13 protein-coding genes are annotated in these 12,466 nt (G+C 66.2%); all 13 read left to right on the plus strand.

Going from position 1 to position 12,466, the window contains the following annotated elements; genetic code table 11:
- Positions 1-108: 108 nt before the first annotated feature.
- The 13 genes from ptsP (at position 109) to QU44_RS05170 (ending at position 12,348) form a co-directional block, all read left to right on the plus strand.
- Positions 109-2,385, plus strand: a complete 2,277-nt coding sequence (gene ptsP / locus QU44_RS05110) for a phosphoenolpyruvate--protein phosphotransferase (RefSeq protein ID WP_033920629.1) — start codon at positions 109-111, stop codon at positions 2,383-2,385.
- Positions 2,386-2,494: 109 nt separating this feature from the next.
- Positions 2,495-3,286, plus strand: a complete 792-nt coding sequence (locus tag QU44_RS05115) for a helix-turn-helix domain-containing protein (protein ID WP_052134349.1) — start codon at positions 2,495-2,497, stop codon at positions 3,284-3,286.
- Positions 3,287-3,349: 63 nt separating this feature from the next.
- Positions 3,350-4,294: a tetratricopeptide repeat protein gene (locus QU44_RS05120; protein WP_033920630.1), complete on the plus strand. Its 945-nt coding sequence runs from the start codon at positions 3,350-3,352 to the stop codon at positions 4,292-4,294.
- On the plus strand, positions 4,218-5,270 hold the full coding sequence (gene tilS / locus QU44_RS05125; RefSeq protein WP_081987867.1) for a tRNA lysidine(34) synthetase TilS: 1,053 nt from the start codon (positions 4,218-4,220) through the stop codon (positions 5,268-5,270). Before QU44_RS05120 ends, tilS begins: the two co-directional genes overlap by 77 nt.
- Positions 5,271-5,370: 100 nt before the next feature.
- Complete coding sequence (ftsH, locus tag QU44_RS05130) at positions 5,371-7,329, plus strand: ATP-dependent zinc metalloprotease FtsH (protein ID WP_033920631.1); 1,959 nt, start codon at positions 5,371-5,373, stop codon at positions 7,327-7,329.
- A 61-nt stretch (positions 7,330-7,390) separates the two neighbouring features.
- Complete coding sequence (locus tag QU44_RS05135) at positions 7,391-7,771, plus strand: hypothetical protein (RefSeq protein ID WP_231621620.1); 381 nt, start codon at positions 7,391-7,393, stop codon at positions 7,769-7,771.
- Between the two features lie 92 nt (positions 7,772-7,863).
- Complete coding sequence (locus QU44_RS05140) at positions 7,864-9,138, plus strand: glutamate-5-semialdehyde dehydrogenase (RefSeq protein ID WP_197054247.1); 1,275 nt, start codon at positions 7,864-7,866, stop codon at positions 9,136-9,138.
- A 31-nt stretch (positions 9,139-9,169) separates the two neighbouring features.
- Positions 9,170-9,424 carry a CopG family ribbon-helix-helix protein gene (locus QU44_RS05145; RefSeq protein ID WP_033920632.1) on the plus strand — a complete coding sequence of 85 codons (255 nt, stop codon included), beginning with the start codon at positions 9,170-9,172 and terminating at the stop codon, positions 9,422-9,424.
- The gene (locus QU44_RS05150) at positions 9,421-9,705 is read left to right on the plus strand and encodes a type II toxin-antitoxin system RelE/ParE family toxin (RefSeq protein ID WP_033920634.1); all 285 of its coding nucleotides are present in this window, start codon (positions 9,421-9,423) and stop codon (positions 9,703-9,705) included. Before QU44_RS05145 ends, QU44_RS05150 begins: the two co-directional genes overlap by 4 nt.
- Positions 9,702-10,328: a nicotinate-nucleotide adenylyltransferase gene (locus QU44_RS05155; protein WP_033920636.1), complete on the plus strand. Its 627-nt coding sequence runs from the start codon at positions 9,702-9,704 to the stop codon at positions 10,326-10,328. Before QU44_RS05150 ends, QU44_RS05155 begins: the two co-directional genes overlap by 4 nt.
- A 71-nt stretch (positions 10,329-10,399) precedes the next feature.
- Positions 10,400-10,735 (plus strand): ribosome silencing factor, encoded by a 336-nt coding sequence (gene rsfS, locus QU44_RS05160; RefSeq protein WP_052134362.1) that lies wholly within the window; start codon positions 10,400-10,402, stop codon positions 10,733-10,735.
- A gap of 19 nt (positions 10,736-10,754) precedes the next feature.
- Complete coding sequence (locus QU44_RS05165; protein ID WP_033920638.1) at positions 10,755-11,177, plus strand: 23S rRNA (pseudouridine(1915)-N(3))-methyltransferase RlmH; 423 nt, start codon at positions 10,755-10,757, stop codon at positions 11,175-11,177.
- 4 nt (positions 11,178-11,181) lie between these two features.
- Complete coding sequence (locus tag QU44_RS05170; protein ID WP_033920639.1) at positions 11,182-12,348, plus strand: murein hydrolase activator EnvC family protein; 1,167 nt, start codon at positions 11,182-11,184, stop codon at positions 12,346-12,348.
- Positions 12,349-12,466 lie beyond the last annotated feature (118 nt).

Consider the following 12,466-nt stretch of genomic DNA (forward strand, 5'->3'; position numbering starts at 1 on the left):
GGGAGCGGCATTCTGGTGCGCGCCCGGCCATGGTTCGCCGCGCGCTAAGGCAACGCAATCATCCCGAACGGCTTGGCGCTGGCTGGCGCAATCTGATAGCGGTAGCCCATGTCCGTTTCGGCCGCCGCCTCCGCCCGCGAAATTCTTGTCCGTCTGCACGATGTGATGGCGGCGCGGAGCGCGGCTCAGGCTAAGCTCAACGCGGTGGTCAATATCATCGGCGAGGCGCTCGATAGCGAGGTCTGCTCGATCTATTTGCTGCGCGAAGGCGTGCTCGAACTCTTCGCCACGCGCGGCCTGGCGCAGGAAGCGGTGCATGTCACCAAGCTGGCGCTGGGCGAGGGCCTGGTGGGCACGATCGCGGGCAATGTCGAGACGCTGAACCTCGACGAGGCGGCCAGCCATCCCGATTTCGCCTATCGTCCCGAGACCGGCGAGGAGAAGTTCCACAGCTTTGCCGGCGTGCCGATCATCCGCCGCGAACGCGCGGTGGGGGTGCTGGCGGTGCAGCATGCCGATCCGCGCCGCTATGCCGATATCGAGATCGAGGCGCTGCAGACCGTCGCGATGGTGCTGTCCGAACTGATCGCCAATGCCGGGCTGATCGATCCCGCCGGCGGCACGACGCTTCGCCCGCAATCGACCGCGCCGGTGCGCGTGCCCGGCTTCAAGCTGGTCGACGGGATGGCGGCGGGTGCGGCGGTGTTTCACCAGCCACGGATCACGATCGAGCACACGGTGGCGGAGGATACCGAAGCCGAACGCCACCGCGTCTATGGCGCGTTCGACAAGATGCGCGACCAGATCGAGCGCATGTCCAACCAGGCCGATTTCGGCGTCGGCGGCGAGCATGACGAGGTGCTCGAGACCTATAAGATGTTCGCCTATGACGAGGGCTGGGCACGCCGGATCAACGAAGCGATCGACAGCGGCCTGACCGCCGAGGCGGCGATCGAACGGGTGCAGCAACGCACGCGGATGCGGATGCGCGAGATCGGCGACCCGCTGCTGCGCGATCGGATGCATGACCTTGAGGATCTGTCGAACCGATTGCTGCGAATCGTCTCGGGGCAATTGGGGACTGCGGCACAAATGGGGCTGCGGCAGGATTCGATCCTGATCGCGCGCAACCTCGGCCCTGCCGAACTGCTCGAATATGACCGTCGGCGGCTGAAGGGCGTGGTGCTCGAGGAAGGCTCGCTCACCGCGCATGTGACGATCGTCGCGCGCGCGATGGGAATTCCGGTGCTGGGGCGCGTCCGCGACGTCAAGCGGCTGATCGCCGAGGGCGACCGGCTGCTGCTCGATGTGCCTGCCGAAGCGCTGGTGGTGCGCCCGTCGCTGGCGATGGAAGAGGCGTTCGACGCCAAGCTGGCGATCAGCCAGAAGCGCCGCGCCGCCTTCACTGCGATGCGCGGCGAACCGCCGGTGACCAGGGACGGCCAGCGGATCACGCTGATGGTCAATGCCGGGTTGCGCGACGACGCCGCCGCGCTCGACCTGACCGGCGCCGACGGCATCGGCCTGTTCCGCACCGAATTCCAGTTCCTGGTATCGGCGACACTGCCGCAGCGTGAGCGCCAGCAGCGGCTGTATCGCGACGTGCTCGACGTCGCGGGTGATCGCCCGGTGGTGTTCCGCACGGTCGATATCGGTGGCGACAAGGCGCTGCCCTATCTCGATCACGGCGACGGCTATGTCGAGGAGAACCCGGCGATGGGCTGGCGTGCGCTACGCCTCGCGCTCGAACGCGACGGGCTGATGAAGGCGCAGGCGCGCGCGCTGCTCGAGGCGGGCGCGGGCAAGACGCTCAACGTGATGTTCCCGATGGTGTCCGAACCCTGGGAATTCGATGCCGCCAAGGCGATCTTCGAAAAGCAGCGCGATTGGCTGGTCGCGCGCGGGCGCAAGCTGCCGACCGATATCCGCTATGGCGCGATGCTCGAAGTGCCGGCGCTTGCCGAGGTGCTCGATCTGCTGCTGCCCAAGATCGATTTCCTGTCGATCGGCACCAACGACCTGACGCAGTTCCTGTTTGCCGCCGATCGCGCGCACCCCAAGCTGGCGCTGCGCTATGACTGGCTCAGTACGCCGATCCTGCGCTTTCTGCGCCGGGTGATCGAGCCATGCCGTGCCGCCGGGGTGCCGGTGGCGGTGTGCGGCGAAATGGGCGGGCGGCCACTGGAGGCGATGGCGCTGCTCGGCATCGGCATCGAGCGGCTGTCGATCACGCCGGCGGCGGTGGGGCCGGTCAAGGCGATGATCCGCTCGCTCGATCTGGCGGCGCTGCGACCGGTGCTGGCGAGCGCGCTTTCTGCACCGCCTGCCGATCTGCGCGCGATGCTGGAAGCCTGGGCGAACGCATCAGGCGTCGAACTGGCCTGAAAAACATACAAAAGATACGTCTCCCCCCTCGTTGACACCCTATGGCTCGTGCTAGAGACGCTGCATTGCGGGAGCCATCGGGGTCGCAACCCTTCCGCCGGAGAAATTGATGACTGACGAGGCCGAAGGCGCCATCCGCCCGCCAATCCCGACCACCGTCGGTGAGGGGCTGCGTCTCGCGCGTGAAGCCCAGGGGTTGGCGCTTTCAGACATCGCTCAGCGCACCCGAATCCCGCTGCGTCATCTCGAAGCGATCGAGGCATCCAATTATATTTCGCTGCCGTCGATCACCTATGCGATGGGCTTTACCCGCGCCTATGCCCGCATGATCGGCGCCGATGAAGTCGAGATCGCGCGCGATCTGCGCATCGAGATTGCCGACACCTGGGAAGCGGTGCCGCGGCACGAGCCCTATGATTTGACCGATCCAGCGCGCGTGCCGCCACGTGGCCTGGCGCTGGCCGGGGTGGCGGTGGCGGTGCTGCTGCTGATCGGTGTTGCACTGTGGTATGGCACCGGCTTGTTCCGAACCGAGGAAGCGCCGCCTGCGGAGATGGTCGTCGCAACCGCGCCGGTCCCGCCGCCGGCCTCTATCGAAACGGTGCAACCGACAGGCGCTGGGCAGGTGACGCTCACCGCCAGCGACGAAGTATGGGTGCGTGTCTATGACGCCAACGACAAGACGCTGCTGATGAAAACGCTTCAGCCTGGCGAGCGCTATGACGTGCCGATGGCGGCAGAAGGGCCGATGATCAATGTCGGTCGCCCCGACCAATTGACGGTGACGATTGATGGCAGTGCGGTGCCGCCGCTGGGCGATGGTCGTCGTGCGATTAAGGACGTGGCGCTTAGTGCAGAGGCGCTCCGCGCGCGTTCATCGGCCACGACGCCCGATGCTTAACGCTGGTGATAGGGTGCAGCGTGTAGCTACGCTGCTTTCGATCACGACACCGGGGGGTGAACGATGCGCCTGACGATTACGATGATGTTGGCAGCGACGATGTTGACCGTGGCACCGCCGGTGCTGGCGCAGACGACGGCTGGCGTCGAAGGGCGCATCGACCGGCTGGAGCGCGAAATGCGCGCGGTGCAGCGCAAGGTGTTTCCCGGCGGTGCCGGCCAGACGCTTGAACCGCAGATCGCCGCGCCGGTGACGCCGCAATCCTTGCCCGGCACGCCAGCCACCAGCGCGGTCGCCGATCTCAACGCGCGCGTGAACGCGCTCGAGGCGCAACTGGCGACCATGACCGGCCAGATCGAACAGGGCGAATACCGTCTTCGCCAGATGGAGCAGGCGGTAGAGGCGTATCGTAAGACCAATGATGCGCGGATCGCGGCGCTGGAGAGCGGCGGGGTGGTGACCCCGGCACCGGCATCTGCACCCGGTGCTGCTGCGGCTGGTGATACTCGTCCGGCGGCTTCGGGCAGCCGCCCTGCCGTGTCCGAAGCCGCGACCGCGCCGTCGCGCGATCCGGCCCGCGCGCAGTTGGTGAGTGCAGTGGCCCGCCCGGCTACCGGCGATGCCGCCGAGGATAGCTATACCTATGGCTTTCGCTTGTGGCAGGCCAAGCTGTATCCCGAAGCGCAGGCCGAACTGAAGAAATTCGTCGCTGCCCACCCCAATCATCGGCGCGCCAGCTTCGCGCAGAACCTGTTGGGGCGAGCCTATCTCGACGAAGGCAAGCCAAGCCTTGCCTCGATCGCCTTTTATGAAAACTACAAGAAGATGCCCGATGGCGAGCGGGCGCCCGATAGCCTGTTCTATCTGGGACAGGCGCTGGTGGCGCTGAAAAAGCCTGCCGATGCGTGCAAGGTCTATGGCGAACTGACCGATGTCTATAGCGATCGGATGGCGGCGAGCATGGTCGCCGACGTGGCAAGGGCGCGCACCGCTGCCAAATGCGGCTGACACGCTGACGCCCGATGCCGGGGCGGTCGCGCGGTTTCGCGGCGATCTGGCTCGGTTGGTAGAGATTGACGACGTGCGGTTGCTGGTGGCGGTGTCGGGCGGTCCCGACAGCGTGGCGCTGCTGTTGCTGGCCCATGCGGTGTTGGTCGATCGTTGCTACGCCGCGACGGTCGACCACGGAATCCGCAGCGCATCGGCGGACGAGGCTGCCTTTGTTGCGCGATTATGCGCCGATCGCGGCATCCGGCACGATATCCTGACCGGCCCGCTACCCGCGCGCGTCGGCCGCACCGCCAATCTATCAGCCCGCGCGCGAGCGCTGCGCTATGGGCTGCTCGAGCGGCACATGACCTGCATTGGTGCCGATCGGCTCGCGACCGGACATCACGCCGATGACCAGCGCGAAACCCTGGTGATGCGCCTTAACCGCGGGTCGGGGGTTGCCGGGCTGGCTGGGATTCGCGCAAGCGGCGGCAGGATCGTTCGGCCATTGTTGTCCTGGCGGCGTGACGACCTGGCGGCCATTGTCCATGGTTGCAGGATCGCCGCGGTCGACGATCCGAGTAATGTCGATCATCGCTATGACCGCGCGCGGCTGCGAAAGGCATTGCGCGACGATACGCTGCTCGATGTCGCCGGGCTGGTATCCAGCGCTGGCGCGCTCGCCGACGCCGATGACGCGCTCGGCTGGACCGCACGCCAATTGTTCGAAAGCGATTGCAGCCGCGACGGGCAGAGCATCGGTTTCGACATCGGCAACACCCCCTTTGAACTGCGTCGCCGAGTCGTCGAACGTTGCCTGCGCGCGATCGATTCGGGCATCGAAATTCGGGGCGAAGCACTGGTCCGGTTCGTGCGCCTGCTCGAATCGGGTCGCCCAGCGATGCTAGGTGTGGTCAAGGGCAGCGTGGTCGATCGCGGCAATGCCGGTATTCATTGGCTTTTTACCCTCGCTCCGGTGCGGCGCGGCGGTTGACCCTGTCCCTTGGTCCATTCGATGACACTGATCGGCGCTGTTCCATTGCCATTAACCCGCGTTCGCCTATCTTGATATCCAAGGAAAGGTATCTCGCCACATGAACGATAACGACAAGCAGCAAGGCCCGGAGAACGGCGGCGGCAATCCTTGGATGCGCAGCCTGATGGTCTGGGTCGGCATATTGCTGGCACTCGCGCTTTTCGTGACGCTGTTCGAAGGCCGCAGCAGCCAGTCGGCCGGCAACACGATCGCTTATTCGGCATTTCTGGACAAGGTCGAGGAAGGTTCGGTGCGCGAGGTCAATGTTGCGCCCAACGTCGTCACCGGTGTGCTGAGCAACGCAGAGCGGTTTCGCACGAATACGCCGAACGATCCGCAACTGATCGAGCGCCTGCGCACGCGCGGCGTGACGATCAATGCTCGGCCTGAAGAAGGGCCGAACATCTGGATGGTGCTATTGTATCAATCGCTGCCGTTCCTGCTGTTCCTTGGCATCGCCTTCTTCGTGCTTCGCCAGATGCAGAAGAATTCGGGTGCGGGTGGCGCAATGGGCTTCGGCAAGTCGAAGGCGAAGCTACTGACCCAGAAGGAAGGCAAGGTCACCTTTGCCGACGTGGCGGGCATCGACGAAGCGCGCGAGGAGCTTGAGGAGATCGTCGAGTTCCTGAAGGACCCGACCAAGTTCGCGCGTCTGGGCGGCAAGATCCCCAAGGGTGCGCTGCTGGTGGGTTCGCCGGGTACCGGCAAGACGCTGCTCGCTCGCGCGATTGCGGGCGAGGCGGGCGTGCCGTTCTTCACCATTTCGGGTTCGGATTTTGTCGAGATGTTCGTCGGCGTCGGCGCGAGCCGCGTGCGCGACATGTTCGAGCAGGCCAAGAAGTCGGCACCGTGCATCGTCTTCATCGACGAAATCGACGCCGTCGGTCGCCACCGTGGCGCGGGGCTGGGCAATGGCAATGACGAGCGCGAACAGACGCTCAACCAGCTGCTGGTCGAAATGGACGGCTTCGAGGCGAACGAAGGCATCATCATCATCGCCGCGACCAACCGTCCCGACGTGCTCGATCCCGCCTTGCTGCGGCCGGGTCGCTTCGATCGCCAGGTCGTGGTGCCGCGCCCCGACATCGATGGTCGGGTGAAGATCCTCGAAGTGCATATGAAGAAGGTGCCGCTGGCCCCCGATGTCGATGCACGGACGATCGCGCGTGGCACGCCGGGCTTTTCGGGTGCCGATCTTGCTAATCTGGTGAACGAGGCCGCGCTGACCGCCGCGCGCAAGGGCAAGCGGCTGGTGGCGATGCTCGAGTTCGAGGAAGCCAAGGACAAGGTAATGATGGGTGCCGAGCGGCGCTCGATGGTGATGACCGACGACGAAAAGCGGATGACCGCCTATCACGAGGCGGGCCACGCCGTGGTCGCGCTGCATGAGGCTGCATCGGATCCGATCCACAAGGCGACGATCATCCCGCGCGGTCGGGCGCTGGGCATGGTGATGCGCCTGCCCGAGCGCGATTCGTACAGCTATCACCGCGACAAGATGTACGCCAATTTGTCGGTCTCGATGGGCGGCCGCGTCGCCGAGGAAATCATCTTCGGCTATGACAAGGTTTCGTCGGGGGCGTCGGGCGACATTCAATATGCGACCAAGCTGGCGCGTGACATGGTCACGAAGTGGGGCATGTCCGACAAGATCGGCCCGCTGATGTATTCGGAGGGCGAGGAGGAAGTGTTCCTCGGCTATTCGCGCCAGAACAATGTGTCGATGTCGAACGAAACCGCGCAGCTGATCGACAAGGAGATCAAGTCGATCGTCGAGGGCGGCTATGACAAGGCTAAGCAGCTACTGACCGAGCATGTCGACCAGCTCCACCTCGTTGCCGGCGCGCTGCTCGAATACGAAACCCTGTCGGGTGACGAGATCAAGCGGATCATGGCGGGCGAGGATATTGATCGCGATGAACCGGGAGCGAAGAACAGCTCAGTCGCGGTCGCGGGAACGTCTATTCCCAAGACTCGGCGTCCAAAGGGGCCGTTCGGAACCCCGCAGCCAGCTTAATTCACTTGGCATTCAGCTGATAATTGACAATCCTCGTCGGGTAACCGGCGGGGATTTTCATATGCGCGCTTTCGGACTGATGTTGGCTCTGGCCCTGATGGCCGCTCCGGCGAATGTACACGCGATGACTGTCGAGGAGTTCCTCGCCAAGGTAAAGGCGCTCAAGGCCAAGGGGCTGTTTGCGATCGGGTCGCGCGATATCGGCATGCTCAAGACCGAAATGAAAGCCATCGGAACCGCCTATCGGGCCGATATCGACGGAGCCCGCAAGGCCGGTCGAACACCCGACAGTTGTCCGCCCCCGAGCAAGGGCGGCTCCGCGCCGACGCTGGGTGGCAAGGCGTTTTTCTCCGATCTCCAAGCGATCCCACCGGCGCAGGCGCGCACGACCAGCATGAAGGATGCCTTCTACGCGATCATGCGCAAACGCTTCCCCTGCTGAATCAGCCGACCAGCCCAAGCCCCAGGATCGACGAGCGGCGTTTCACTTGTATACAGCGCTTCGCGAGTGCCCAGATACCCGCAGCGGAGACGATGATGGCGACCGATCCCGACCAGACCGACTGGACCGCGCGCATGCGAACGCTTGGGCTGCGCGCGCGCCTAGCCGCGCGGATACTTGCTGCATCGCCCAGTGCGGCACGGTCCGCCGCGCTTCGATCCGCCGCCGCCGCAATCCGTGCGGCTGCGGGTGTGATCCTCGACGCCAATGCCACCGACATGGCGCGCGCCCAGGCCAATGGGCTGGCCCCGGCGCTGCTCGACCGGCTGCGGCTCGACCCTGCCCGGCTCGAAGCGACCGCCGCCGGGGTCGAAGCGGTGGCGGCGCTCGATGATCCGGTGGGCACGCTGGTCGATCGGCGGGAGCGGCCCAATGGACTGGTGCTCGAGCGGGTGCGGGTGCCGATCGGGGTGATCGGGATCATCTTTGAAAGCCGGCCCAATGTCACCGCCGATGCCGGGGCCTTGTGCGTGATGGCGGGCAATGCCGCGATCCTGCGCGGTGGGTCCGAAGCGATCGAGACCAACCGCGCGCTGCATGCGGCCTTTGTTGCAGGGCTGGGCGCTGCCGGGATCACGCCCGATGCGGTGCAGTTGATCGGCGACACCGATCGCGCCGCTGTGGGTGCGATGCTCGCCGCCGATGGCCAGATCGACCTGGTGGTGCCGCGCGGGGGCAAGAGCCTGGTCGCGCGCGTCCAGGCCGAGGCGCGCGTGCCAGTGCTCGCGCATCTCGACGGGATCAACCACAGCTATATCGACGCTGCCGCCGATCCGGCGATGGCCAAGGCGATCGCGCTCAACGCCAAGATGCGGCGCACCGGCATTTGCGGTGCGACCGAAACGCTATTGATCGACCGCGCCTTTGCTGCGCCCGGCCCGATATTGGCGGCGCTTGCCGATGTCGGCTGCGAGCTGCGCGGTGACGCCGAAGCGTGCGCGATCGAGCCTCGTGTCTTGTCCGCCGATGATGAGGATTGGGACACCGAATATCTCGATGCGATCCTCGCGGTGCGGATCGTCGACGGGGTTGACGCCGCGATCGCGCATATCGCGGCGCATGGATCGCACCATACCGACGCGATCGTCACCGCCGATGCCGCAGTCGCCGAGCGTTTCCTGGCGCAGGTCGATTCGGCGATCGTGATGTGGAACGCCTCGACCCAGTTCGCCGATGGCGGCGAATTCGGGCTGGGTGCCGAGATCGGCATCGCCACCGGCCGTCTGCACGCGCGCGGCCCGGTCGCACTGGAAGGGCTGACGACGTATAAATGGGTGGTGCGCGGCACCGGCCAGGTGCGTCCTTGATGCCGGGCGGTAGCAGGCGTAGGTTTAGGGAATGAACAAGCCGGTCACGATCACGACGCAGATCGATGCGGAAACGCACGCGATGGTGCGGCGGGTGTCCGAAGCACTGGGGCGAAGCGAGGCCGAGTTCATCGCGGGCGCCGTCGAGCGCGCGGCGCAGAGCCAGTCGGACTATCTGGCATTCATCCAGGTCGGCATCGACGCCGCCGACCGGGGCGACACGATCAGCCAGGACGATATGGAACACTGGTTCGAGGGACGGATAGCGCAACGCGCGGCGGGATGAAGGTTCGATGGACGTGCCCGGCGCAAGGCGATTTCGACCGGATCGACAGCTTCTATGCCGAAACCGCGCCCGACATGGCCGATCGCGTTGGTAGAGACGCGGTTCGCGCCGGCCGCTTTCTCGCGGATTATCCCAATGCCGGTGAAGTGGTGGAAAAAGACGTCCGCAAATGGTCGATCTCGGGGAGCCCGTATCTTTTGCTGTATCGCGTCACCGACGAGGCGGTTGAAGTCTTGCGGGTCCGGCACCGCCGGGAAGATTGGCGTACCCCATTCGAATGACCCGAATCGGTCTCATGGGCGGGTCGTTCAATCCGGCGCATCGCGGGCATCGGCGGATCGCGTTGCAGGCGATCCGGGCGCTCGCGCTCGACGAGGTCTGGTGGATCGTGTCGCCGGGCAATCCGCTCAAGGATGCGGCCACCGATATGGCCCCGTTCGCCGCCAGGGTCGCGTCGGCCCAGGCGATGGCGCGGCGGGCAACGATCCGCGTCAGCACGATCGAACGGCGGCTGAAGACGCGCTACACCGTCGATCTGATCGCGAAATTGCCGCAACTCTACCCCAAAAAGCGTTTCATCTGGATTATGGGCGGCGACAATCTGGCGGGATTCCACCAATGGAGGCGCTGGCGCGATATCGCGCGTGAGGTTCCGATTGCGGTAATCGCGCGTCCGGGATATGAAGGGGATGCCCGCGCCAGTCCAGCGATGGGCTGGCTGCGGCGCTCGGTGCGGCCCGCACGCCAGGCGAAGCAATGGGACGAGTGGAGATTGCCGGCCTTGGTGCTGCTGCGCTTCCGCCCCGATCAAACTTCGGCGACCCGCATTCGCGCCGCTGACCCCGCCTGGCATCGCCGTTTCAGCAACGAACGGCGACCCAGCCATTTCACTGCACGTCTCTAGGAGCTACATTGGCCACTTCCACCCCCGCGCTGCGATCATCGGACCCTAACGAAGCCGAAGCGCTGCACGCGATGATCCTTGCCTCGCTCGATGCCGATCAGGCCGAGGAGACGGTGTCGATCCCCCTGGCGGGCAAATCGAGCATCGCCGATTTCATGGTCATCGCCTCGGGCCGGTCGACCCGGCAGGTCGCGTCGATGGCGCAAAAGCTGGCCGAAAAGATCAAGGCCGAGTTCGGCTATCGCGCGCGTGTTGAGGGTCTTGCGACCGCCGATTGGGTGCTGATCGACGCAGGCGACGTCATCGTCCACCTGTTCCGCCCCGAAGTCCGCAGCTTCTACAATCTTGAGCGGATGTGGGCGTTCGGCGACGCGCCGCCGCTGCCGACGACCGACCAGGCCGCCTGAACCGCCGCCCGCGCGCCCGGTGCTGCTTCACATCGTCGCGCGCGGACGCATCGGCCGCGGTGCCGAGGCCGAGCTGGTCGATCGCTATCTGAAGCGTGTTGGCTGGCCGACGCGGATCACCGAATTGCCCGATCGCGGCGGCAAGCTGCCCGCGATCGAGCCCGGCACCCGGATCGTGATGCTCGACGAAAAGGGCGACCAGCCCGGATCGGTCGATTTCGCCAACCGGTTGTCGGGGTGGCGCGACACTGGGGTGCGCGAGACCCGGTTCCTGATCGGCGCTGCCGATGGCTTCGATGATTCGATGCGCTCGCAGGCCGACTGGCTGATCGCGTTCGGACGGATGACCTGGCCGCATCTGATGGCGCGCGGGATGCTGGCCGAGCAATTATGGCGTGCGACCAGCATCCTGGCCAACCACCCCTATCATCGCCAAGGCTGAAGCGATGCGCGCATTGGGCATTGCGATCTGCGCTGCGCTGTTGCTGTTGCCGACGACGATGGCGGCGCAGGAGGCGACGCTTGCCCAGCAGCGCGAGCGATTGCGCGCCGCCAGCGAGGCCTCACGCGCTGCCGAGCGGCGATCGGGCCAGCTGGATCGTCAGGCGGAGGCGGCGAATGACGCGGCGACGCGCGCCGCCGCCGATCGTGCGGCGGTCGCGGCCCGCGCCCAGGCAGCCGAGGCGGACATTGCCGCTGCGCGCGCGCGGATCGCGATCATCGACGGGCTGGTGGCAAGGCAGCAGCGCCGGCTCGATGCGCAGCGTGCGCCGATGACCCGATTGGTCGCGGCGGTGCAGTCCTTTGCCCGGCGGCCCCCCGCGCTAGGGTTGCTGCAGCCCGGATCGACTCGCGACGCGGTGCATGTGCGCGCGGTGCTTGCCACGATCGTGCCGGTGGTACGTGCTCGCAGCGCCGGGGTGCGCGCCGAGATCGCGCGCGCCGCCACGCTGCGCGACCGCGCCGCCGCTGCTGAAGCCGGGCTGCGCGACGGCCGCGTCCGGCTGGAGCGCGAACGGCTGGCGCTGCTCGAGCTCGAAGCCGCCAGCCGGATTCGATCGCGCGACCTGGGGCGAAGCGCGCTGGTCGAATCGGATCGCGCGCTGGCGATGGGCGAGGAAGCGCGCGACATCGTCGATCAGATGGCACGGATCGACGCCGCCGACGCGATCGAGGCGCGGCTGCTGGCGCTGCCGGGGCCATTGCCGCGCCCCGATGCGACCGAGCCGTCGCCGGCTGCCTCGGGGTTGCCGCCCTATCGCCTGCCGGTGTGGGGGCGGGTGGTGACCGGGCTTGGCGAAGTGTCGGCTTCGGGAGTTCGCTCGCGGGGGCTGACGTTGACGACCGCCAAGGGCGCGGCGGTGGTAGCGCCCGCGCCGGGGAGGGTCGCCTTTGCGCGGCCGTTTCCGGGCTATGGCAGCGTGGTGATCCTCGATCACGGCAATGGCTGGACCAGCCTGGTATCGAACCTCGGCGCGACCGCCGTGCGGCGCGGACAGGCGGTGCGGCAGGGCGCGGTGCTGGGCAAGGCCCCGGGCGGCGACCAGCCGGCGGTGACGGTCGAGTTGCGCCGACGCGGTCGCCCGGTCGACATGGTGCCGCTGCTCGATTGACCGCGCTTTCAGCGTTGGTTCATCGCGGCGCGCTTATCTGCGATCGCCTTTGCTTGGCACGTGACTTGCGGCTATCCTGTCATTCGAAGCAATCGTGCTTTCTAAAGGACAGCGTTTT

It is taken from the genome of Sphingomonas sp. 37zxx, assembly GCF_000786205.1.
Taxonomy (GTDB): Bacteria; Pseudomonadota; Alphaproteobacteria; order Sphingomonadales; family Sphingomonadaceae; genus Sphingomonas.